Below are 22,745 nucleotides of genomic sequence, written 5' to 3' on the forward strand. Positions count from 1 at the left end.
AAATGAAAGTTTTTACTTTTATTTTGTCGCTGGTATTAACGGCTCCAGCCATTGCCAGCGACGAAAATCCCGCCAAGACTTTATTAAATGATATGGCTACGGCCGTTCATACTCGCAACTTTGACGCATCATTTGTGGTTGTAAAAGGCCAAGCTATGGAACCTTATCGCTGGTTACATGCAAAACAAGGTGATATTGAACTTGAGCACCTAAGTTTACTCAACGGCGCTGGCTTAGAAATGGTGCGCGTTGACGATCAAGTAACATATTTTGAGCCTCATTCAGAGCCTTACTCAGTTAAAACCGACTCTATTGCCGGGCCAATTCCTGAAGTACTTTTTAAAGATATAAATCGACTAAGCGCTCACTATGATTTTGTGCTTGGCGGAAAAGGCCGTATTGCAGGGCGCTCAGCACAGTTAGTGCGTATCGAGTCAAAAGATGAATACAAATATAACTATTGGATTTGGTTAGATACTGAGTCTTCGTTGTTACTTAAATCTGCCTATGTGAATCATAAAGGTGAGATGCTTGAGCAGTTACAGTTAACTCATATCAGCGTAACAGAGCAGCCTGCTCCTATGTTAGTTGAAATGCAAAATCGTGACTTTCCTGCGGTGCTTGCGACTAACGATTTAGCCAATAATGAAGACAGCGCAGCGAATGATTGGAAAATTGGTTGGCTTCCTGATGGCTTTAAGTTATTAAAGTCAGATCGTCATAAACTTGATTTAAATAATGAACTTGCTGACTATTATTTATATTCAGATGGGTTTGTTGAAGTGTCTGTTTTTATTCAAAGACCTTTACCGGGTAAGCGTGCAAGCGGTGCTTTAACCTCAGGCGCAACGACTGTGTATGTGCACAATGGTGGTAGCTTTGATGTATCGGTTGTTGGTAATATCCCTGCTATGACAGCCAAAGCTATAGCTGAGTCGGTAGCGCGACCTCTTTAAATCATGATTGAACAAACCCTCACTGTCGTGTCGGTAAAAGGCACGACAGCGAATTTAGAAGCAGAACAAAAGCAAGCCTGTGCCGGCTGTAATGGTCGTTGTGGTTCGCAAGTTTTTGCAAAGTTGTTTGGAACAGCTAAAAAAACCTTTCCTTATACCTTCGAAAAAGAGCTCCAAGTAGGGCAAAAAGTAACTTTAGCACTCGATGATAGCCACTTAGTTAAACACGCTATGGCTGTTTACATGCTACCCCTTTTGTTTAGTTTAGGGTTTGCTTTAATCGCATTTTCGGCTTTTTCGCTTACAGAAGGCTGGCAAATTTTAGCCGCCGTGATTGGTGGCTTAACGGGCTATGCGATAGCAAAATCAAGGGTTAAGAGCCTTAAGCATGATATTAAAGTAATAAAAATTCACGCAATTACTATTCCTTTCACTCAAATAGATGGTGATTAAAGCCAATTAAATGTAAAATTGTCCCTTTATACACTTAGTCCATTTTATATAGAAGTTTAGAATCCAGTTTATGAAGCATATCCGTAATTTTTCGATCATCGCCCATATTGACCATGGTAAATCGACTCTCTCTGACCGTCTTATCCAAGTTTGTGGTGGTTTAACAGACCGTGAAATGCAGCAGCAGGTGTTAGACTCAATGGACATTGAGCGTGAGCGTGGTATTACCATCAAAGCGCAAAGTGTAACGCTAAATTATAAAGCTAAAGACGGCGAAACATATCAGTTAAACTTTATCGACACGCCAGGACATGTTGACTTCACATACGAAGTATCGCGTTCACTTGCAGCCTGTGAAGGTGCGCTTTTAGTTGTTGATGCGGGTCAAGGTGTAGAAGCTCAAACTTTAGCTAACTGCTACACAGCAATCGAAATGGACTTAGAAGTTATTCCAGTTCTGAATAAAATCGATTTACCGCAAGCCGACCCACTGCGTGTAGCAGAAGAAATTGAAGACATCATTGGTATCGATGCCCTAGATGCTGTGCAATGTAGTGCTAAAACTGGTATTGGTATTGAAGAAGTACTCGAAATCATTGTTAAAGATATTCCGCCACCAGAAGGTGACAAAGATGAGCCACTACAGGCGCTTATCATTGACTCATGGTTTGACCCATACCAAGGCGTTGTATCATTAGTACGTATTAAGCATGGTGAATTGCGCTCGGGCGATAAAATTAAGATCATGTCGAATGATCAAGTTCACATCGCAGATAAAGTCGGTATTTTCACACCAAAACAAACCAACACGGGTATCCTAAAAACCGGTGAGGTAGGCTTTGTTATTGCGGGTATTAAAGAAATCCATGGTGCACCTGTAGGTGATACCATCACTTTACAACGTAATTCTGCTCCAGAGCGTTTACCGGGCTTCCAACGCATTAAACCGCAGGTTTATGCAGGTATGTTCCCAATTTCATCAGATGACTATGAGTCATTCCGTGATGCGCTAGATAAATTAAGCTTGAACGATGCGTCGTTATTCTTCGAGCCAGAAAACTCAACAGCACTAGGCTTTGGTTTCCGTTGTGGCTTCTTAGGTATGCTACACATGGAAATCATTCAAGAGCGTCTTGAGCGTGAATACGACATTGATCTTATTACCACTGCGCCAACAGTAATCTACGAAGTAGAGACTAAAGACGGAACTAAACAGATAGATAACCCGTCTGACTTACCACCGGTGAATAATATTCTTGAAATCCGTGAGCCAATTGTTGAAGCTAACATACTAGTTCCGCAAGAGTTTTTAGGTAACGTAATTACGCTTTGTGTTGAAAAGCGTGGTATGCAAACTAAAATGAGCTACCATGGTAAGCAAGTTGCGGTGACGTACGAATTACCGATGGCTGAAGTAGTCATGGACTTCTTCGATAAGTTAAAATCAACAAGCCGTGGTTTTGCATCGCTTGATTATAACTTTAAGCATTTCCAAGCTTCAGACATGGTACGTGTTGACGTATTAATTAATGGTGAGCGTGTTGATGCGTTAGCGATTATTGTACACCGCGATATTGCACAATCACGTGGTCGTCAGTTAGCTGAAGCACTGAAAGACTTAATTCCACGTCAGCAGTTTGATATTGCGATTCAAGCAGCGATTGGTCAGCATGTTATTGCCCGTACAACAGTTAAGCAATTACGTAAAAACGTAATCGCGAAATGTTACGGTGGTGACGTGAGTCGTAAGAAGAAACTACTACAAAAACAAAAAGAAGGTAAAAAGCGAATGAAGCAACTAGGTAACGTTGAAGTACCTCAAGATGCATTCTTAGCTATCCTTAAAGTTGGTAAATAATTAGAAGTAAATAAAGGAATTAATGCATGGCGGGTTACTTTTCTATTTTCTTAGTGTTGTTAACGCTAGGCTCAGGATTAATTTGGTTAATTGACCACTTTATGTTTGCGCCAAAGCGTCAGCAACGCATTGCCCTTGCTCAAAATGCAGCAGGTGGCGAATTAGACGAAGAAACCGCTGCATTAATTGCGCCTGAGCCAAGCATCACTGAAACGGCTAAGTCAATCTTCCCGATGATTGCAGCGATCACTATTTTTCGCTCTTTCATTTTTGAACCGTTTCAAATTCCATCAGGTTCAATGATGCCAACCCTATTAGTGGGTGACTTCATTTTGGTACAGAAGTACTCATATGGCATCAAAGACCCAATTTGGCGTAGCCAGTTAGTTGATGTTGATGAACCTGAACGTGGTGATATTGTGGTATTTAAATACCCATTAGACGAGCGCGTAGATTACATTAAACGCACGATTGGTTTACCGGGCGATAAAATTGTATATCGCAATAAGCACCTTTATATTCAGCCAAAATGTGCCGAAGGTGTAACACAGCAAGGTGATTTGCTGTGTAATGAATACAACAAAATTGATATGGAAATCCTCAATAGTGACGAGTTCAAGCAGGGTTCGATGAATTTAGTGCGCTTAGAAGAAAACCTAAGCACAGTGAATCATAATATTTTAATTAACCCGCAAGCTCCTGAAATGAAAGGCCGTTATTATCAACAACCAGGTACACGCTCAGACGAGTGGGTTGTTCCTGCCGATCATTATTTCATGATGGGTGATAACCGTGATAATAGCCAAGACAGTCGCTTTTGGGGCTTTGTACCTAAAGAAAACTTGGTAGGTAAAGCCGTCTTTATATGGATGAGTTTTGAATTTGAGAATGGCCCAGATGACTTTTTACCAGGCTGGGTTCCAACTGGTGTTCGTTTTGAACGCCTAGGTAATATTCAGTAACGATGAAAAAAAACGTAACAGAGTTATACAACAAAATAGGTTATACATTTGCTGATCAAGCTTTGCTTGAGCAGGCAATGACGCACCGCAGTCATAAAGGCCAACATAACGAGCGCTTAGAGTTTTTAGGTGATTCGATTTTGAGCTTTGTGATTGCGAATGCACTTTACACTAAATTTCCAAAAGCACGCGAAGGTGATTTAAGCCGCATGCGTTCGACCCTAGTTCGTGGTCAAACGTTGGCTGAATTTGGCCTAGAGTTTGGCTTAGGCGATTACTTACGCTTAGGTCCAGGTGAGCTTAAAAGCGGTGGTTTTCGCCGTGAATCAACCCTTGCTGATGCCGTAGAGGCGATTATTGGTGCGGTGTTCTTAGACTCAAACATTGAACAATGTGGTGAGTTAATTTTAAGTTGGTACGAGTCGCGTCTTGACGCAATTTCGCCGGGCTTAAATCAAAAAGATCCGAAAACATTACTTCAAGAATACTTACAAGCGCGCAAATTATCGTTACCTGGCTACACTGTAATTGATACAAAAGGCCAAGCGCACAATCAAACATTCACGGTTGAATGTATTGTTGAAGGGATGGATAGCATTATCTCAGTAGGTAGCTCACGTCGTAAAGCTGAGCAAAAAGCCGCTGAAAAAGCCTTAAAGATACTTAAAAATGAATCTTGATGATTTAATTAGCAAAGAACCTGCAGAGCTAGATACGCACTGCGGTATGGTTGCCATTGTTGGCCGCCCAAATGTAGGTAAATCAACCTTACTTAACTATATTGTTGAGCAAAAGGTGTCTATTACCTCACGTAAGCCACAAACCACACGACACCGTATCATGGGTATTCATACCGAAGGTAAATACCAAGCTGTTTATGTTGATACACCAGGCTTACACGTCGAAGAAAAACGCGCTATTAACCGTTTAATGAACCGTGCTGCGTCGAGCTCAATTGGCGATGTAGAACTGATCATCTTTGTGGTTGAAGGCACACACTGGAACGAAGACGATGAGATGGTACTAAATAAAGTACGTCAGAGCGGTCGTCCAGTATTATTAGTGATGAATAAAATTGACCAAGTTAAAGACCGTGATTTAGTGCTTCCGCACATGCAGTTTTTAGGTGGTAAATTTGATTTTGTGGCTATTATGCCGGTCTCTGCAAAGCAGGGTAAAAATATTGATTTAATCAAAGATGAAGTGAAAAAGCGTTTACCGCTTTGTGAGTTTTACTTTCCTGAAGATTACGTAACAGACCGTTCAATGCGCTTTATGGCGGCTGAAGTGATCCGTGAAAAGCTGATGCGCTTTATGGGTGATGAGCTACCATATTCAGTCACTGTAGAGATCGAGCAGTTTAAATGGCAAGAAAACGGTGTCTGGCAAATTAATGGTTTGATCCTCGTTGAGCGTGAAACACAAAAGCGTATGGTGATCGGCAATAAAGGCGAAAAACTCAAAGTGATTGGCCGTGAAGCTCGTAAAGACCTTGAAGACATGCTTGATAACAAAGTGTTTTTAGAACTTTGGGTAAAAGTGAAGTCTGGCTGGGCTGACGATGAGCGTGCGCTACGTAGCCTTGGCTATGGTGAAGACTAAGTAAAGTCTTACACGCCATGGATAGCGAATTCTACACAGCATACTTGCTGCACCGACGTCCATTTAGCGACTCGCAAGTCATGCTCGATATGCTGGTAGAAGGCGTAGGTCAGCTGAGAATGCTGGCCCGTGTTAGTGGTCGCCAGGCCTCTAAACATAAAGCACAATTACAACCTTTCCAATCTCTGCTCGTACAATATAGCGGCAAGTCTGATTTAAAATACATTAATCGTTTTGAACCCCATGGCCGGCAAACTATGTTGCAGGGTACCGAGCTTTATTGCGGCTTCTATATGAACGAATTAACCAATCGTATCGTACCTATCAATGAGCCGATGGAAAGTGTATATCATCTTTATAAACAGCATCTAGACGAGTTATCAACCACTAAAAACCTACAAGCTGTGCTGCGCTCTTACGAGTTTCAACTGTTAGAGATGCTGGGTTATGGCGTTGATTTTAGCGTTGATGCCGAAGGGGATGAAATAAACGATGCAGCAAATTACCAGTACTTTGCTGAATACGGTTTTTTACTGCATGACGACCCCCATAGTGGCTTTTCAGGAAAGCAATTAAATGCCATAGCAGCTCATGACTTTAGCGCCCCTGATGTGTTATATATGGCAAAGCAATTAAGTAGATACCTACTCAAGCCTTTACTTGGTAAAAAGCCATTAAAAAGCCGTGAGTTATTTATTAAGTAGGCTGATGTTCAGCCTTGAATCGTTGTATTAAACAGGTAAAAAAATGAAAGATATTCTTCTTGGTGTAAACGTTGATCACATTGCCACTTTACGCCAAGCGCGTGGCACGAGTTACCCAGATCCTGCGCATGCTGCAGCTGTTGCAGAGCATGCTGGTGCAGATGGTATCACCATTCATTTGCGTGAAGACCGTCGTCACATTCAAGACCGCGACGTATATGTGATGGCAAAAACGATTCAAACACGTATGAATCTTGAGATTGCAGTCACCGATGAAATGATCGACATCGCCCTTGAAGTGAAACCTGCTTATGTTTGTTTAGTGCCTGAAAAACGTGAAGAGCTCACCACTGAGGGCGGCCTAGATGTTGTGGGTAATTTTGAAAAAGTAAAAGCAGCAACAGAAAAGCTAACAGCTGCGGGAATTAAGGTTTCGTTATTCATTGATGCCGACAACGCACAACTTGACGCTGCAAAAGCGTGTAATGCTCCATACGTTGAAATTCACACAGGTGCTTATGCTGATGCTGAAAATGACGAAGAGCTTCACACTCAGCTTGAGCGTATACGTAGCGGCGTACAATATGCTGATAGCTTAGGTTTAATCGTTAATGCCGGCCATGGTCTTCATTATCACAATGTAAAACCCATTGCGGCAATGCCAGAAATTTATGAGTTAAACATTGGCCATGCGATTATTGCCCGTGCAGCGATTGATGGTTTAGAAAAAGCAGTCAGCGATATGAAACGTTTAATGATTGAAGCAAGACTTTAGCTGACGCCTTTAATAAGAGCCAGCAAATTTGAATACTGAACGCGGTGGAGATAATATCCATCGCGTTTTTATTTACTCAGATAAACAATAAATTGTGCAAGCAATGAAGATAGCCAAGGCGAAAGGCAGAGTAGGGCCACTAAATATTGATGTTTTTTCTTAAAGCTTTTTAAAACATCATCATCTACGGCCGACAATTCACCTTTTTTAATTGAATGAAAAACCATCGAGTTAGGTTTTGCCTTCATCAAACGGGCTTGGCTTTCGTATGTTTGCCACTGCTCTGTGTAATTGGTTTTTACGTAATTATTAGCTTCTATACTTAGTTTTTTATAGCGGAGGAAAAACCAAGTGAGTGAAATAGCACTAAAGACGATAGGTAAGATAAAATACAAAGCAAGCTCCCTTTAATACTTCACTACGCGTGTACCCGTGGAATAAATAATATCTGAACTAGGGCATGAATAGTTAGGTTTTAGCTCTTTGCAAGATTGCTCAGGTGTGTCAAAACAAAAGTCAAAGCGAGTTTGGGTTTTCACCGCTTTATCAGTAATATTTTTCGCCAGCTCATCCCAGTGCCAATTAGTGATTACATCTTTTGCTGCGTCGGCAAATACAGAGTTAGTTGAGGCAACTACCTGAATATCTCTAATCTCATTTTGTGGCGTAATGACATACTCAATAGTTGCGCAACCTTCTTTTGCTTGGATAACTGCTTTTTTTGGGTATCTGGCAGGAAAGCGTTCAAGCTGTTGCCATTTTGCTGACTCCATTTCATTATAGCTAACAGCTAAATCCGCATACTCTAATTTTACTGGTTTGTCTGAGGTTGATGCGCAACCAAAGACAAACAAACTGCCAGCTAGTATTAAAGAGTTTTTCATTAATATATTCCTTTATATAATTTATTGGGTGTTCTTTTATCTTTGTTGCTCAACCATACCTGCATCACTTAACAAATTATTCAGCTCATCAACAAGCTCAAATAGTTCAGGCTCAATGTAATTTAAATCGCAATCGCCTTTTAAAGCTGTTTCGAGTGTTTCGGCAAGTGATTTTAGTTTTGGTACGCCTGTGTAACAACATGCGCCATGGAACTTGTGCACTATGCTAAGTACATGTTCACAATCTTCTTTTTCTATAGCTTCATTGAGTAGGCGCAAGGTTTCAGGCACGCTGAGTAATAGCATGTTGAGCATTTCTAGTGCTAGTTCTTCTTTACCGCCTGCGCGTTGAAGTGCCAGTTGCCAATCGAGGCGGGCACTTTCAAATGGAGGTTCTGAGTCAACTGCGGCAGTTTTGCTACGTTCACGATTAATTGGCGATTGCGGGCTATGATCGCTAATTATTTGTTTTAGCATGTCCTCATCAATAGGCTTAGTTAAGTAACCTTTAAAGCCATCTTTAAGCAGTTGCTCTTTTTCACCTGCGAGGGCGTGAGCAGTCACTGCAATGATAGGGGTATCTTCATTGAGAGATGACTCGCGAATAAGTTTACATGCGGTAATACCATCCATAATTGGCATTTGGATGTCCATGAAGATCAAGTCATATTTATGGCTTTTACTTAAACTGTAAGCTTGTGAGCCATTATGTGCGGTATCAATTAGCTCAATTTGTTCTTCAAGTAAGGTGCAAATTAGTTTTAGGTTGGCATCGTTATCGTCAACAACCAGTACTTTAAGTGATAATAATTTTTCATCACCTTGCTCAATGTTATGCACTGGATGGTCAAGGCGGTAAGGCGCAGCAAGTACCTCACATAATTTACGGTGGTTAAGCGGTTTACTTAAGCAGGCATCTGCGCCACTACCAACAAAGGCTTCACGCATATTATGCGAAACCGTATTAAGCATTATGTATAAATAATCAGTGACAGGACGCACTGCTTTTACATAACTCTTGAGTTGCTGCATATCGTCAATAGTAGCGGTATGGCCAATAATACAAATATCGTAGCTGAAGTCTTTGTTGATCTCATTTAAGAAGCTTTCTTCATCCATGCAGGCGGTTACGCGAGTTTGCCATTCATGCAGTAGCGATAACGTTGCTTGATGGGTATGCTCATGAGGCTCAAGATACAAAATACGTTTATTGATCAGTGATTGAGTCGGTAAGTCACTGGTAATTGAGTTACTTGGCGTTCTGAATACGGCATTGAACGTAAAGCAGGTACCATTACCAGGTGCTGAGTTTAGGGTAATGCGGCCATTCATCGCTTCAACAATATGTTTAGTGATGATTAAGCCAAGACCTGTGCCACCAAATTTACGGGTGATACTAGAGTCTGCTTGGCCAAATGGTGTAAACAACGCATCTTGTTTATCCATAGGGATACCCACACCGGTGTCGGTGACAGACACCAAAATAGAGGCGCGCTCTTCGTCTAATAAGCGATAGCCAACATCAACCTTGATTGAGCCTTTTTCAGTAAATTTAATGGCATTACTTAATAGGTTTATCAAAATTTGTTTAAAGCGGGTCGGGTCGCCAGTTAGATTGTCAGGTACTTGCGGATGGATAAATATTGAAAGCTCAAGTTGCTTTTCGTGAGCACTTGGTGCCAGCAAAGTCATAACTTCATTAATATTGTCACGGAGCTGGAATTGCATTGACTTAAGTTCCATGGCACCGGCTTCTAATTTCGAAAAGTCTAAAATATCACTGATAATTGTAAGTAAGCTATTGGCCGACAGTTCAATGGTATCTAGATAATCTTTTTGATGCTTATTGAGCGGGGTTTTATAAAGCTGGCGCGTAAAACCTATTACACCGTTTAAAGGTGTACGTAATTCGTGACTCATTTTAGCTAAAAAGTCTGATTTTACTCGGTTCGCATCTTGTGCATCTTTTTTAGCAATACTCAACTGAATATTTTGGGTTTCGTATTGTTCGAGTGTTTCGCGGTAATCAGAGGTTGCTTGGTCTATGTGCTTTTGCATCTCATCACGTTGTACAACCATGGTTTCTGAAATGGTATTTAAACCTGTGCGTAATAGCTCAAATTCGCCAAACATTTTTTGGTCAAGCCCTGTGTCTACTTTACCTTCAATGAGTTTGTCGGTAGCTAGTACTAACTTATTAAGAGGCTGAATAAACATGCGGGTTAATCTGAACGCTAATACGGTGGCAAGTATGAGCGCGAGTAAAATTACCACGCCACTGACTAATAATGCCCGTTGCTGGCCAATAATGGCTTGTTGTTTGTTAAGCATGATCACCACAGTGCCCAGCGATGCTTGGTAGCTGTGATGATTCCAAATCATGTCTTGGCGGCTATGATTAATTATGGCAGTAGAGAATGTTAGATAGTGCTCAGAATTTTGTACTTGAATGCCATCCATGCTGTTTGCATTGCTGCTAACAATTTCTTTGAATTCACTTTGGTATTTACTAAAAATCACTAACTCATTGTTTTCATCAAAAATAGCAATTGATTGGATAGCAGGGGAGTGTTTGTTATGTGTATGACTAACTAAGCGAGTTAATAAGGCTTTATCACGCTTTATTAATGGTTGCTCAACAGCAATGGCGAGGGGCTCAATAATAGTCACGCCCTGTTGATACAAAATTTCATCGAGCTCAATGTAACGATTTATTGTAAAATAACCGCCCAGCAACAAGCCTATGATCACAGTCGGTATAAGTGTAAGGGTTAAGACTGAGTCACGTAAGCCAAATTTAGTCATAAAGAATGTTGTTATCATTATTATCGTTGTTTAAGAGTATATACTTACTCCCGCTTTATCAATAATTAAGGTGTTGCCCGATGGCACAGATTTTCAAAGCCAAAAAGAAATCCGTTTCGCAAAAAATGCTAACCCTCAATGTCACTGCTATGGATCACCAAGGGCGGGGCGTTGCTAAGCAGGGAAATAAAGTCTGTTTTGTTAATGGTGCTTTGCCGGGTGAAGAAGTAAAAGCGTTATTGATTGAAGATAAGGCACGTTTTGCCAGTGCTGATTGTAAAAAAGTACTATCAGCCTCAGCGCATAGGGTTACTCCTTTTTGTCAGCATTATCAGGTTTGTGGTGGTTGTCAGCTACAGCACCTTAATGCAGAGCAACAATTGGTTGAGAAGCAAGCTGCGGTTAGCCAGCTGTTTAGCAAGTTTGCTAAAGCTGATGACTTAAATTGGCAAGCACCTCTGCTTAGTGAAGAGCACCATTACCGTCGCTCTGCTCGTATTGCTGTAATGCATGACAAAGCTGCAAAGAAAATGCGTGTAGGGTATCGAGCTCAGGGGTCTAAGCAATTGGTGAGTATTGAAAGCTGTGATGTGCTGAGCAGCACTTTTAAAGACGTTTTTTCAGTTTTTGATGTTCTTATCAACAGCCATTCAGGTCTTAGTAGTATTAGTCACTTACAATTATGTGAAGCTGATAACGCGGCCTTTGTAGTTATTAGGCATACCAAAGCTATTAATGCAGAGTTAAAAGCCATTGTTGTAGCGGCGTGTGATGAATATAGTTGGCGTGTTGTGTGGCAATCACAAAGTGGTGAAATTGATCACAGTGACCATCCAATGCCGTACTACCAGATACCAGCTTATGATTTGCGTTTTGAGTTTGGCCTTGAGAACTTTATTCAAGTTAACCCGCAAGTGAACCAAGCTATGCTGCATCAAGCAAAACAGTGGCTTGATTTACAAGGTCATGAGCAGGTATTGGATTTGTTTTGTGGTATTGGTAACTTTTCATTATTGATTGCAAAGTATGCTAAATATGTTATTGGTGTTGAAGGGGTCGATTCTGCGGTTGCATTAGCAAAACAAAATGCGCAAACTAACTCATTGTCGAATACCGATTTTTATTGTTTTGATTTAACAAAATCAATGCAATCAGCTGCTTGGTTTAGTGCTGAACTTGACGTGTTAGTTCTTGATCCATCACGTACTGGCGCAATGGCTATTTTAGAGCAGTTACCACTTACTCAGTTTAAAACGATTTTATACGTCTCTTGTGATCCTGTTACTTTAGCCCGTGACAGTGCAATTATTTTACAAGCAGGCTTTAGCATTGAAAAAATTGGGCTTATGAATATGTTCCCGCATACCGGGCATATTGAAACGATGGCGTTATTTCACAGGAGGTAAAGCGCACATGGTAGCCACTAGACAGTCACATCAGCTAACTAAGCCGAGTGATTTTGCCAGCCGTATCGAGCTGTTAGCGCTAACAGAAGACAAACATACCTTATTAGAGCAGGCCCACCAACTGTGCCTGCATTGCGATGATGCAAAACGTGAAAACACAGCCATTGAAATGGTGGAGATTTTAGCTGAGCTAAATTTAGATGCAGACTCTCTTACCACTGCTTTTTTAACGCCTTATTTTTTAGCCGAAAAAATCTCAATTGAGACAGTCACCGAAAAGCTAGGTAATCACGTTGCGTTATTACTAACAGGCGTAAGCCAAATGGCTACCATCAGTACCTTAGCCCACCAAGGTAAAGGCACTGTACAAATTGATAATATCCGCCGCATGTTACTAGCTATGGTTGAAGATGTGCGCGCTGTAGTGATTAAACTTGCAGAGCAAGTGTGCCACCTGCGTGATGTTAAAGATGCCAGTGAAGAAGAGCGCGTTATCGCCGCTAAAGAAACACGCGACATTTTTGCGCCCCTTGCGAATCGTTTAGGGATTGGTCAGCTTAAATGGGAACTTGAAGATCTTTCGTTCCGTTATTTGCACCCAGATACCTATAAAAATATCGCCAAACAGCTGGATGATAAGCGCCTTGCCCGAGAAGCTTATATGGAGAACATGGTTGCTTTAGTCAAAACACGCTTGGCTGAAGCAGGTATTGAAGGTGAGGTGTATGGCCGCCCTAAGCATATCTACAGCATCTACAAAAAAATGGCACAGAAGAACTACGAGTTCGACCAGCTTTTTGATATTCGCGCTATGCGCATTGTGGTAGAGCGTCTGCAAGATTGTTACGCGGCATTAGGTATCGTGCATACTAACTGGCGCCATTTAAATAAAGAGTTTGATGATTACATCGCAACACCTAAGCAAAACGGTTATCAGTCAATTCATACCGTGGTATTTGGCCCAGAAGGTAAAACCGTTGAAATTCAAATTCGTACGAGCGAAATGCACCAAGATGCTGAGCTAGGTGTTGCTGCGCATTGGATGTACAAAGAAGGTGCATTGCCTGGGCGTGGTTCAGGCTACGAGCAAAAAATTAGCTGGTTACGTAAGTTACTGCAATGGCAAGAAGAAGTTGTTGATGGCAGTGACCTAGCGGAAGAGCTTAAAAACCAAGTAGTAGAAGACCGTGTTTATGTGTTTACGCCTAAAGGGGATATTTTCGATTTACCGCTGGGTGCAACTCCACTTGATTTTGCTTATTACATTCACTCAAATGTAGGACATCGCTGCATTGGTGCAAAAGTGTTTGGCAAAATTGTGCCTTTTACTCATCAATTAAGCACCGGCGATCAGGTTGAAATTTTAACTCAAAAGCAACCTAACCCAAGCCGTGATTGGTTAAACCCATCGCTAGGTTATATTAAGTCATCGCGAGCACGCTCTAAAATCCATCATTGGTTTAAGCAGCTTGATCGCGATAAAAACTTAAGTGCCGGTAAAGAAATACTCGAAACTGAGCTGCAAAAACTAGATTTAACAACCAAAGATCTAGCGCCAGCAATCGAGCGCTTTAACCTTAAAGGCCTTGACGACCTTATGGTTGCGGTAGGTGCTGGAGATGTTCGTTTAAACCAGTTATTAAACTTTATCAGTGACCGTGAGCATGACGAACCACAAATTAAGTTTAAAAAACCAAAAAGTGTCACTGGCGATAAGAACGGTATTGTTGTTGATGGGGTAGGTAGCTTAATGAGCCATGTAGCTAAATGCTGCCGACCTGTGCCGGGCGATGAAATCATCGGCTACATTACGCAAGGCCGAGGGATTGCAGTTCACCGTGAAGATTGCGATTCGTTTGAGAAACTTCGTGAAAAGCATCCTGAGCGGGTTATATCAGTAAGTTGGTCAGACGATGTCAATGGCTCTTACTCATTAACTATTAAAGTTGAAGCGACCGATCGCTCAGGCCTTATTCGAGATATCAGCTCAGTGCTTGCAAACGAAAAGGTGAATGTGCTGAACATGAACGTCAACACGGTAGAAGATAAGCAGCTTGCGCTGTTTTCAATGCAGGTTGAAGTACATGACTTATCAAGCACCAACCGCTTATTGTCTAAGTTACACCAAATCGAAGGTGTACATGATGCAAAGCGTGGTCACTCGTAATGGATGATAAACAGGCAATTGAGCAGTCGCTTGCAATTATGGCTAAACTACGGGACCCAGAATCTGGGTGCCCGTGGGATTTAAAACAAGACTTTAAATCAATAGTGCCGCATACCCTTGAAGAAGCTTACGAAGTAGCAGACTGCATTGAAAAAGGTGAGCTTACTGAGCTTAAAAGTGAGCTTGGCGATTTACTGTTTCAAGTCATCTTTTATGCTCAACTTGCCAAAGAGCAAGGATTATTTGATTTTACCGATGTGGCTAATACGCTTAATGATAAGTTAGTGCGTCGTCATCCCCATGTCTTTGCAGAACAAAGTGAGCTGACTGACGCTGAGCTTTCGGCGCAGTGGCAGGCTATTAAAGCACAAGAGCGAGCAGAAAAAGCAGCTTCACCACAAATGAGCCTGTGGCAAGACATTCCTGATGCTATGCCGGGGTTATCAAAAGCGAAGAAGATTCAACAGCGTGTAGCAAGCTTAGGGTTTGATTGGCCAAGTTATCATGGTGCGCTCGATAAAGTTGCTGAAGAAGTAGACGAAGTAAAAGAAGCGCTGGCTCACGACCCGTATTCAGAGCACAGTGCAGAAGAGCTTGGTGATTTACTGTTTGCAACAGTGAATGTTGCCCGTCATATTAAGCGCGATCCTGAGCAATTATTACGAAGTGCCAATGCTAAGTTCGCGTCACGCTTTGAAAAAGTGGCTGCTTACTTAGATGAACGTGGCCAAAGTTTAGAAACGGCTAGCCTTGAAGAAATGGATAGCGCATGGGAAGCCATTAAAAAACAGTCAAACTAAGTAAGTTATGATACAGCTTGGGTACAGTGTAACCAAGCTCGTTTTTTGTGCACTTATTTGCTAATTTTATCTGGATTGATAGCAGCCCCTTTGCTATAATATCGCCCCGTCTTGATTCTATATTATTCCTTTTAATTCCTGATATTCTAGGGTTCGCATGAGTACAAAATTTATCTTCGTAACTGGCGGGGTTGTTTCTTCGTTGGGTAAGGGTATTGCAGCAGCGTCATTAGCCGCTATTTTAGAAGCACGTGGTCTTAACGTGACTATTTTAAAGCTGGATCCTTACATTAACGTTGACCCAGGCACTATGAGCCCAATTCAGCACGGTGAAGTATTTGTAACTGAAGACGGTGCAGAGACTGACCTTGACTTAGGTCACTATGAGCGTTTCATCCGTACCAAGATGACTAGCCGCAACAACTTCACACAAGGTCGTGTTTATGAAGATGTATTACGACGTGAGCGTCGTGGTGAGTACCTTGGTGCAACAATTCAGGTTATTCCACACATCACAAACGACATTAAGCAACGTGTATACGACGGTGCTGAAGGTCGCGATGTAGCAATCGTTGAAATTGGCGGTACAGTTGGTGACATCGAGTCACAACCTTTCTTAGAAGCAATTCGTCAGCTTGGCACTGAAATTGGCCGTGAGCGCGCATTGTTTATCCACCTAACGCTAGTGCCATTCTTAGGCCCTGCAGGTGAAGTTAAAACTAAGCCAACACAACATTCTGTAAAAGAATTACGTTCGATTGGTATCCAACCAGATATCTTGATCTGTCGTTCTGATCGTAAATTACCAAATAACGAGCGCGCGAAGATCGCACTTTTCACTAACGTTGAAGAGAAAGCTGTTATTTCATTACCAGACGTAGAAAGCATCTATAAGATCCCTGCGTTACTTAAGTCACAAGAATTAGATAACTTCGTCTGTCGTCGTTTCTATCTTGAGTGCCCAGAAGCAGATTTATCTGAGTGGGAACAAGTGTTATACCAAGAGTCTAACCCAACAGGTGAAGTGACAATTGGTATGGTTGGTAAGTACATCGAACTACCAGATGCATATAAATCAGTAAACGAAGCATTAAAGCATGCAGGTTTGAAAAACCGTTTAACTGTGAACATCGAATACGTTGATTCACAAGACTTAGAAAGCAAAGGTACTGAGTTACTCTCTCATCTTGATGCTATCTTAGTTCCAGGTGGCTTCGGCGGCCGTGGTGTTGAAGGTAAGATCTTAGCGGCTAAATATGCACGTGAAAATAAAGTTCCTTACTTAGGCATTTGTTTAGGTATGCAAGTAGCGCTTATTGAATATGCGCGTAATGTTGCAGGCCTTGAAGATGCAAACTCAACAGAGTTTAATGCTAAATCAGCACACCCAGTTGTTGGTTTAATCACTGAATGGCAAGATGCTGACGGTAACGTTGAAATCCGTGATGAGCAATCTGACCTAGGTGGTACTATGCGTTTAGGTGCACAGAAGTGTCACTTAACACCGGGTTCTAAAGTAAGCGAAGTGTACGGTAGTGACGAAATTGTTGAACGTCACCGTCACCGTTACGAAGTGAATAACCACTTTGTAGAGCAGCTTGAAAAAGCAGGCTTAAGTTTCACTGGTTTATCTGAAGATAAGAAACTAGTCGAAATTATCGAGAATAAAGATCACCCTTGGTTTATTGCCGCGCAATTCCACCCGGAATTCACGTCAACACCACGTGATGGTCACCCGCTATTTGAAGGGTTTGTTGCAGCTGCACATACTCACCAAAAAGCGTCATCGTAATTTAAATAGGCCGTGCTTTATGCACGGCTTATTTGTTTTAATAAGCCAATGGCATTAAGGATAATTAATAAAATTGGCACTAACTCACCATTTTCGGGAAAAGAGGAATCAAGATGTCAGAAATCGTAAAAGTGATTGGTCGCGAAATCATGGACTCGCGTGGTAACCCAACTGTTGAAGCTGATGTACATTTAGCTGATGGTTCATGGGGCCGTGCTGCAGCACCATCTGGTGCATCAACAGGTACTCGCGAAGCGCTTGAATTACGTGATGGTGATAAAGCACGTTACCTAGGTAAAGGTGTTTTAAAAGCAGTAGGCTATATCAATAACGAAATCGCTGAAGCGCTTAAAGGCCAAAACGCAGTTGACCAAAAAGCGGTTGACCAAGTAATGCTTGACTTAGATGGTACTGAAAACAAAGAAAAACTAGGTGCTAACGCTATCTTAGCTGTGTCTTTAGCAACAGCTAAAGCGGCTGCTAACTCTAAAGGCGTTGAGCTTTATGAGCACATTGCAGACCTAAACGGCACACCAGGTGTTTACTCAATGCCATTACCTATGATGAACATCATCAATGGTGGTGAGCACGCTGATAACTCTGTTGATATTCAAGAGTTCATGATCCAGCCAGTTGGTGCTACAAACTTCCGTGAAGCATTACGTATGGGCGCTGAAGTTTTCCACAGCTTAGCAAAAGTACTTAAAGCTGAAGGCCACTCTACATCAGTAGGTGATGAAGGTGGTTTTGCTCCTAACCTTGAATCTAACGAAGCGGCACTTGCTGCAATCAAGGTAGCTGTTGCAAATGCAGGTTATGAGCTTGGTAAAGATATCACTCTAGCTCTAGACTGTGCGGCATCTGAGTTCTACGACAAAGAAGCGAATATCTACGATCTTAAAGGCGAAGGTAAAAAATTCACTTCTGAAGAATTCAACCACTTCTTAAAAGGTCTTACTGAGCAATACCCAATTGTTTCAATTGAAGACGGCTTAGATGAGTCGGATTGGGATGGTTTCGCACACCAAACACAACTAATTGGCGACAAAGTACAATTAGTAGGTGATGACCTTTTCGTAACTAACACGAAGATCTTAAAGCGTGGTATTGATAACGGTATTGCTAACTCAATCCTAATCAAGTTCAACCAAATCGGTTCATTAACTGAAACGCTTGCTGCTATCAAAATGGCTAAAGACGCTGGCTTCACTGCTGTTATCTCACACCGTTCAGGTGAAACTGAAGATGCGACAATTGCTGATTTAGCAGTAGGTACTGCAGCTGGTCAAATCAAAACGGGTTCATTAAGCCGTTCTGACCGTATTGCTAAGTACAACCAATTACTTCGCATTGAAGAAGTATTAGGTGAGAAAGCACCTTACAACGGTCTTAAAGAGGTTAAAGGTCAGTAATCTGGCTTAGCTCATCAAGACTTTAAAAAACCTCCTTCGGGAGGTTTTTTTATAGCTGAAATTGCTGTTTTAGGATTTCGCCAGTGAAGCTGGTTTTTAGATAAAAGCCGCGAGGTAAAGTTTGTACTATCTGGCCATTCGGGCCAATTGCATCAGTCAGCGCTTTGCTATTGGCAGCTTTTGGCCTTATTTGCATTACATCACCTAAATGACCCGAAATTTCATCTACGCGACCAAGGGCAATTAGCTCCATTTGTTCTTCCCAATCACGCTGTAAAAGGGCATCTTGCTCTGCACTTGGCTGCCATAAAAAGCCACTGCCTATGGTACGGTGAAAAGGCAGTATCTCACGTTCGCCTAAAATCGGTAGCCATAAAACATGATTCAACTTTTTACGAACCGTGCTTTGCTGCCAAGTCATTCCGGTTACATTTAATAACGGTGTTACCGAAACAAAGGTTGTTTCGAGAGGTTTCCCTTTAAATGAAATCGGCAAGGTTTTTAGCTCAATGCCTAACTCTTCAAAATCAGGTGTTGGTTTTGAACCCGCTGTTGCGCCAAGCACATATTCGATAAGTTGCCCGGTCCAGCCTTTTTCACGAAGTAAATCGTCAGGGGTTTTGAACTGATATTGCTCGGCTAGCTGCCCTAGGGTGAGGCCAGCAATAGCATCAACACGTTGCATTAATTCGTTTATAGAAGCGGGTTTTATTGGTCGCATAAGGCGTTTATTTGATTGTCTATTTATCCGGTTCATGATAGCAAATGCACGCCTTAGTGGATATCTTTGTGTTTGGGTGTTTTTTGCGCACGTTAAGTGTGGGCTAAAAATAATCAGTTTTACTTTTCGATGCTTTAGTCTAACTAACTGATATTTAATTGTTTTACTGTTTATTTATGTTGTTTCTATTTCATTAATTAAACAGTTGTTTGTATAAATACAGATATATAAACATGTTTATCCACAGTTTCTGTGGAGAAAGTGGATATTTAAACTGTGGTTTGTGGATTTGTTTGCAATTTAGGCATGATTTATAAAAGTTATGCACAAGCTGTGGGTAAGGTGATAAAAATACGGTTGTAAATAGTTATTTTAATCAAACAGCACATTTTTATAATAATTACTTCGTAACACCTTGATTAAACATGTTTGTTAAAAAATAATTTTTCAATCTAATTTAGGCTTAGGTGTAAAGTGTTTGCTGTATCGCAGGTTATGTGGAACAATCAATAAAAATCGACTTACAAATGAGGCACTAAGGTGATTGATGCCGAAGGTTTTCGTGCCAATGTCGGAATTGTAATTTGCAATAATCAGGGACAAGTATTTTGGGCTCGTCGCTATGGTCAGCACTCTTGGCAATTTCCCCAAGGTGGTGTTGATGACGGCGAAACAGCAGAGCAAACCATGTACAGAGAATTACACGAAGAAGTGGGCTTGCTTCCTGAAGACGTTGAGATCGTCGCAAGTTCTAAACATTGGTTACGCTATAAATTACCCAAGCGTTTAATTCGCAGAGACTCAAGTCCTGTGTGTATTGGGCAAAAACAAAAATGGTTTTTACTGAAACTTCGTTGTAAAGATGAAGATGTAGATTTACTTAAAACTCATCACCCCGAGTTTGATGATTGGCGATGGGTGAGTTATTGGTATCCGGTTAGGCAAGTTGTTTCGTTTAAGCGCGATGTATATCGTCGAGTAATGAAAGAGTTTGCTCCGTTTGCAATGCCGTTTAATAAACGAGAGCAACACAAAGATCATTGGCGACATAAACGATAAGGGCAACCTTATTTAAATCAAAGGAGCAGCATCATGTTAGCCACGCTCAGATCAATTGCTGAGGCTGTGTCGCAACAGGCGGACTTAAATAGTGCGCTGGGGTGTTTTGTGCAAATGGTAAAAGATGCCATGCAAACACAGTGCTGCTCGATTTATTTTGCAGATTATAGCCAAGATAACTTTGTATTGATGGCCACCCAAGGCCTCAACCCAGATGCAGTGGGTAAGTTTCGTATAGGTTTTACCGAAGGTCTCGTTGGTCTTGTTGCTCAGCGTGAAGAGCCTATCAATATTGCTTTTGCTAAGTCTCACCCTCGTTTTAAACTCTCACCTGAAGTTAATGAAGAAGGCTATAACGCATTTTTGTCAGTGCCAGTCGTGCACCAGAAAAAGGTTTTAGGCGTTATTGTTGTTCAACAAAAACTAGCCCGTGTTTTTAGCCCTGACGAAGAGTCATTCTTAATTACGCTCTCGGCCCAGCTAGCTTCTCAGTTAGCTCATGCAGAAATAAAAGAAATATTACGTGTCGATGAGTTTTCACACCAAACCTCAGTACTAAAAGGGGTATCAAGTGCACCAGGTATTGCCATAGGTGAAGCCTTTGTGGTGATCCCTAAGCTCGACTTCAGCTCCATTGAACTGCAAAAAGACGACGATGTGAGCACCCAGCGTAAGCTATTTACCCAAGCTGTGGCTGCGACGCGTAACGAGTTTAATACCTTATCTATGACTCTGAGCGACTCTATTCCGCAAGAGGCACTGGCGGTATTTGATGTTTATCAGCAGTTACTTGATGCCAAAAGTCTTGGTCAAAATGTTGAAGCGCAATTACAACAAGGCTGGAATGCTAAAAGCGCCCTGAAAATTGTAATTGAGAAATTGGTGACTCAATTCAATGCCATGCAAGATCCTTACATTAAAGAGCGTGCTGTTGATGTTAAAGATATTGGTTTACGGGTTTTACATCACTTAGTTAATACTGAGCATGCGGCAAAACCTTACCCTAAAGACACTATTTTAATTGCCGGTACATTAACCCCCGCAATGCTTGCTGAAGTACCTAAAGGGCACCTCGCTGGGGTTGTGAGTGTTAATGGTGCGGCAAATAGTCATGCTTCTATATTAACTCGTGCTATGGGGATCCCTGCTATTTGGGGCATTGAAGATGTGCCGTTATTGCAGTTTGAAGGCAAGCAAATGATTTTAGATGCCTATGCAGGGCGTTTATATATTTCTCCTTCACAAATGCTGCAAGAGGAATACAGTCAGCTCAAATATCAAGAAGCCTTATTGAACGACCGTTTTGTTGCAGAGCAAAACCTAGATGCCATCACTAAAGATGGCGAACACATTAGCTTATTACTTAACGCGGGTCTTGAATTAAATACCGAGCATGACAATAAGCCATTTTGCGATGGGGTAGGTCTTTATCGCACCGAAGCCTGGTTTATGCAAAAAGGCCAATTTCCTTCACAGTCAGAACAAGAAAGCTGGTATCGCGAAGTGCTTACTAGTTACCATCCTAATCCTGTGGTGATGCGTACACTCGATATTGGTGGCGATAAAGTTTTAGATTACTTCAATATAACAGAAGAAAATCCATTTTTAGGTTGGCGTGGTATTCGCGTGACCTTAGATCACCCAGAGTTATTTTTAGATCAGCTCAAGGCAATGTTAAAAGCCAATATTGGTTTGGGTAATTTAAAAATCATGCTGCCGATGATCAGCGGCTCAGAAGAAGTCGATGAATCGTTAAAATTGCTCGAACAAGCCTACTTTGAGTTAAGTGAACAATATCCTGAACAAGCCATTGAGCGCCCTGAAATTGGTGTGATGTTAGAAGTACCTTCAAGTGTATTTATGCTTGAAGAGTGGTCGCAAAAAGTCGATTTTTGCTCTGTAGGTAGCAACGATTTAACCCAGTATATGCTGGCAGTTGATCGCTCTAATGCCCGCGTTGCTGAGCTATTTAACCCTTATCACCCAAGTGTACTTAGAGTGCTGTTAAAAATAGCACAAGAGTGTCAGCAACATGAGTTGCCATTTAGCTTGTGTGGTGAGTTAGGGGGCGACCCCGAAGGAGCGTTACTGCTTATTGCGATGGGGTATCGAAGCTTGAGCATGAACTACGCTTCGATTAGTAAAATTAAGTTCGTGCTTAGGCGATTAAATGTCAGTGATATGGAAAAGTTACTTGCAGAGTGTTTATTACAACCAACGGCAAAGCATGTACTTAGGTTAACGCGTAACTTTATGATCGAACATCAACTCGGTGAGCTTTTTTACACCCCAAGCCAAGGTCAATCATGAGGGAAAATTGTGCTGTGAAGCACTTATACCCAAGCCACCTCAAGATGTAGAATTCAGCGTTTCACAGGTGCTTAATATC

General features: G+C 41.6%; 19 protein-coding genes. 15 read left to right on the forward strand and 4 right to left on the reverse strand.

Features of this window, described 5'->3' with window-relative positions; genetic code table 11:
* The first annotated feature begins 2 nt into the window (after window positions 1-2).
* The 8 genes from EXT43_RS06420 to pdxJ all read left to right on the forward strand — a co-directional run bounded on the left by EXT43_RS06420 (window position 3) and on the right by pdxJ (window position 7,310).
* Entirely contained in the window at window positions 3-956 is a 954-nt protein-coding gene (locus EXT43_RS06420; protein ID WP_054562253.1) for a MucB/RseB C-terminal domain-containing protein, read from the forward strand.
* Window positions 957-959: 3 nt separating this feature from the next.
* Window positions 960-1,409, forward strand: a complete 450-nt coding sequence (locus tag EXT43_RS06425; protein ID WP_130166604.1) for a SoxR reducing system RseC family protein — start codon at window positions 960-962, stop codon at window positions 1,407-1,409.
* Between the two features lie 70 nt (window positions 1,410-1,479).
* Complete coding sequence (gene lepA / locus EXT43_RS06430) at window positions 1,480-3,267, forward strand: translation elongation factor 4 (RefSeq protein WP_062566751.1); 1,788 nt, start codon at window positions 1,480-1,482, stop codon at window positions 3,265-3,267.
* A 26-nt stretch (window positions 3,268-3,293) separates the two neighbouring features.
* Window positions 3,294-4,229 (forward strand): signal peptidase I, encoded by a 936-nt coding sequence (lepB, locus tag EXT43_RS06435; RefSeq protein WP_062566752.1) that lies wholly within the window; start codon window positions 3,294-3,296, stop codon window positions 4,227-4,229.
* A 2-nt stretch (window positions 4,230-4,231) separates the two neighbouring features.
* Window positions 4,232-4,909 (forward strand): ribonuclease III, encoded by a 678-nt coding sequence (gene rnc, locus EXT43_RS06440; protein WP_130166605.1) that lies wholly within the window; start codon window positions 4,232-4,234, stop codon window positions 4,907-4,909.
* Window positions 4,899-5,831 (forward strand): GTPase Era, encoded by a 933-nt coding sequence (gene era, locus EXT43_RS06445; protein ID WP_054554338.1) that lies wholly within the window; start codon window positions 4,899-4,901, stop codon window positions 5,829-5,831. The genes rnc and era overlap by 11 nt, the downstream gene beginning before the upstream one ends.
* A 17-nt stretch (window positions 5,832-5,848) precedes the next feature.
* The gene (gene recO / locus EXT43_RS06450) at window positions 5,849-6,535 is read left to right on the forward strand and encodes a DNA repair protein RecO (RefSeq protein WP_130166606.1); all 687 of its coding nucleotides are present in this window, start codon (window positions 5,849-5,851) and stop codon (window positions 6,533-6,535) included.
* Between the two features lie 43 nt (window positions 6,536-6,578).
* Window positions 6,579-7,310 (forward strand): pyridoxine 5'-phosphate synthase, encoded by a 732-nt coding sequence (pdxJ, locus tag EXT43_RS06455; protein WP_130166607.1) that lies wholly within the window; start codon window positions 6,579-6,581, stop codon window positions 7,308-7,310.
* Between the two features lie 68 nt (window positions 7,311-7,378).
* On the opposite strand, the gene EXT43_RS06460 is transcribed toward pdxJ, so the two are convergent.
* Genes EXT43_RS06460 through barA form a run of 3 tightly spaced genes read right to left on the reverse strand, consistent with a single transcriptional unit; the run spans window position 7,379 to window position 10,999 of the window.
* Window positions 7,379-7,705 (reverse strand): hypothetical protein, encoded by a 327-nt coding sequence (locus EXT43_RS06460; RefSeq protein ID WP_130166608.1) that lies wholly within the window; start codon window positions 7,703-7,705, stop codon window positions 7,379-7,381.
* 12 nt (window positions 7,706-7,717) lie between these two features.
* A complete protein-coding gene (locus EXT43_RS06465; RefSeq protein WP_130166609.1) occupies window positions 7,718-8,194 on the reverse strand; it encodes an energy transducer TonB in 477 nt (158 codons plus the stop codon).
* Window positions 8,195-8,230: 36 nt separating this feature from the next.
* Window positions 8,231-10,999 (reverse strand): two-component sensor histidine kinase BarA, encoded by a 2,769-nt coding sequence (barA, locus tag EXT43_RS06470; protein WP_130166703.1) that lies wholly within the window; start codon window positions 10,997-10,999, stop codon window positions 8,231-8,233.
* 80 nt (window positions 11,000-11,079) lie between these two features.
* Between barA and rlmD the strand changes: the two genes are divergently transcribed.
* The 5 genes from rlmD to eno all read left to right on the forward strand — a co-directional run bounded on the left by rlmD (window position 11,080) and on the right by eno (window position 18,576).
* The gene (gene rlmD / locus EXT43_RS06475) at window positions 11,080-12,405 is read left to right on the forward strand and encodes a 23S rRNA (uracil(1939)-C(5))-methyltransferase RlmD (protein ID WP_063529469.1); all 1,326 of its coding nucleotides are present in this window, start codon (window positions 11,080-11,082) and stop codon (window positions 12,403-12,405) included.
* Between the two features lie 7 nt (window positions 12,406-12,412).
* A complete protein-coding gene (gene relA, locus EXT43_RS06480) occupies window positions 12,413-14,572 on the forward strand; it encodes a GTP diphosphokinase (protein WP_063529468.1) in 2,160 nt (719 codons plus the stop codon).
* Complete coding sequence (gene mazG, locus EXT43_RS06485) at window positions 14,572-15,372, forward strand: nucleoside triphosphate pyrophosphohydrolase (protein WP_063529467.1); 801 nt, start codon at window positions 14,572-14,574, stop codon at window positions 15,370-15,372. Before relA ends, mazG begins: the two co-directional genes overlap by 1 nt.
* Before the next feature lie 157 nt (window positions 15,373-15,529).
* On the forward strand, window positions 15,530-17,164 hold the full coding sequence (locus EXT43_RS06490; protein WP_054562242.1) for a CTP synthase: 1,635 nt from the start codon (window positions 15,530-15,532) through the stop codon (window positions 17,162-17,164).
* Between the two features lie 113 nt (window positions 17,165-17,277).
* A complete protein-coding gene (gene eno, locus EXT43_RS06495) occupies window positions 17,278-18,576 on the forward strand; it encodes a phosphopyruvate hydratase (protein ID WP_062566760.1) in 1,299 nt (432 codons plus the stop codon).
* 49 nt (window positions 18,577-18,625) lie between these two features.
* On the opposite strand, the gene mutH is transcribed toward eno, so the two are convergent.
* Window positions 18,626-19,297, reverse strand: coding sequence for a DNA mismatch repair endonuclease MutH (gene mutH / locus EXT43_RS06500; protein WP_054554349.1), 672 nt, complete (start codon window positions 19,295-19,297; stop codon window positions 18,626-18,628).
* A gap of 540 nt (window positions 19,298-19,837) precedes the next feature.
* On the opposite strand from mutH, the gene rppH reads away from it, so the two are divergent.
* The gene (gene rppH / locus EXT43_RS06505) at window positions 19,838-20,356 is read left to right on the forward strand and encodes an RNA pyrophosphohydrolase (protein WP_054562240.1); all 519 of its coding nucleotides are present in this window, start codon (window positions 19,838-19,840) and stop codon (window positions 20,354-20,356) included.
* Between the two features lie 33 nt (window positions 20,357-20,389).
* Window positions 20,390-22,666: a phosphoenolpyruvate--protein phosphotransferase gene (gene ptsP / locus EXT43_RS06510; RefSeq protein ID WP_062566761.1), complete on the forward strand. Its 2,277-nt coding sequence runs from the start codon at window positions 20,390-20,392 to the stop codon at window positions 22,664-22,666.
* Window positions 22,667-22,745: the final 79 nt, after the last annotated feature.

It is taken from the genome of Pseudoalteromonas sp. CO109Y, from assembly GCF_004208935.1.
In the GTDB taxonomy this organism is placed as follows: Bacteria; Pseudomonadota; Gammaproteobacteria; order Enterobacterales; family Alteromonadaceae; genus Pseudoalteromonas; species Pseudoalteromonas shioyasakiensis.

What these genes read in the sequence shown, in the direction of transcription:
- EXT43_RS06420 (WP_054562253.1), top strand. Translation starts at nt 3, where the DNA reads ATGAAAGTTTTTACTTTTATTTTGTCGCTGGTATTAACGGCTCCAGCC.
- EXT43_RS06425 (WP_130166604.1), top strand. Translation starts at nt 960, where the DNA reads ATGATTGAACAAACCCTCACTGTCGTGTCGGTAAAAGGCACGACAGCG.
- lepA (WP_062566751.1), top strand. Translation starts at nt 1,480, where the DNA reads ATGAAGCATATCCGTAATTTTTCGATCATCGCCCATATTGACCATGGT.
- lepB (WP_062566752.1), top strand. Translation starts at nt 3,294, where the DNA reads ATGGCGGGTTACTTTTCTATTTTCTTAGTGTTGTTAACGCTAGGCTCA.
- rnc (WP_130166605.1), top strand. Translation starts at nt 4,232, where the DNA reads ATGAAAAAAAACGTAACAGAGTTATACAACAAAATAGGTTATACATTT.
- era (WP_054554338.1), top strand. Translation starts at nt 4,899, where the DNA reads ATGAATCTTGATGATTTAATTAGCAAAGAACCTGCAGAGCTAGATACG.
- recO (WP_130166606.1), top strand. Translation starts at nt 5,849, where the DNA reads ATGGATAGCGAATTCTACACAGCATACTTGCTGCACCGACGTCCATTT.
- pdxJ (WP_130166607.1), top strand. Translation starts at nt 6,579, where the DNA reads ATGAAAGATATTCTTCTTGGTGTAAACGTTGATCACATTGCCACTTTA.
- EXT43_RS06465 (WP_130166609.1), bottom strand. Translation starts at nt 8,194, where the DNA reads ATGAAAAACTCTTTAATACTAGCTGGCAGTTTGTTTGTCTTTGGTTGC.
- barA (WP_130166703.1), bottom strand. Translation starts at nt 10,999, where the DNA reads ATGACTAAATTTGGCTTACGTGACTCAGTCTTAACCCTTACACTTATA.
- rlmD (WP_063529469.1), top strand. Translation starts at nt 11,080, where the DNA reads ATGGCACAGATTTTCAAAGCCAAAAAGAAATCCGTTTCGCAAAAAATG.
- relA (WP_063529468.1), top strand. Translation starts at nt 12,413, where the DNA reads ATGGTAGCCACTAGACAGTCACATCAGCTAACTAAGCCGAGTGATTTT.
- mazG (WP_063529467.1), top strand. Translation starts at nt 14,572, where the DNA reads ATGGATGATAAACAGGCAATTGAGCAGTCGCTTGCAATTATGGCTAAA.
- EXT43_RS06490 (WP_054562242.1), top strand. Translation starts at nt 15,530, where the DNA reads ATGAGTACAAAATTTATCTTCGTAACTGGCGGGGTTGTTTCTTCGTTG.
- eno (WP_062566760.1), top strand. Translation starts at nt 17,278, where the DNA reads ATGTCAGAAATCGTAAAAGTGATTGGTCGCGAAATCATGGACTCGCGT.
- mutH (WP_054554349.1), bottom strand. Translation starts at nt 19,297, where the DNA reads ATGCGACCAATAAAACCCGCTTCTATAAACGAATTAATGCAACGTGTT.
- ptsP (WP_062566761.1), top strand. Translation starts at nt 20,390, where the DNA reads ATGTTAGCCACGCTCAGATCAATTGCTGAGGCTGTGTCGCAACAGGCG.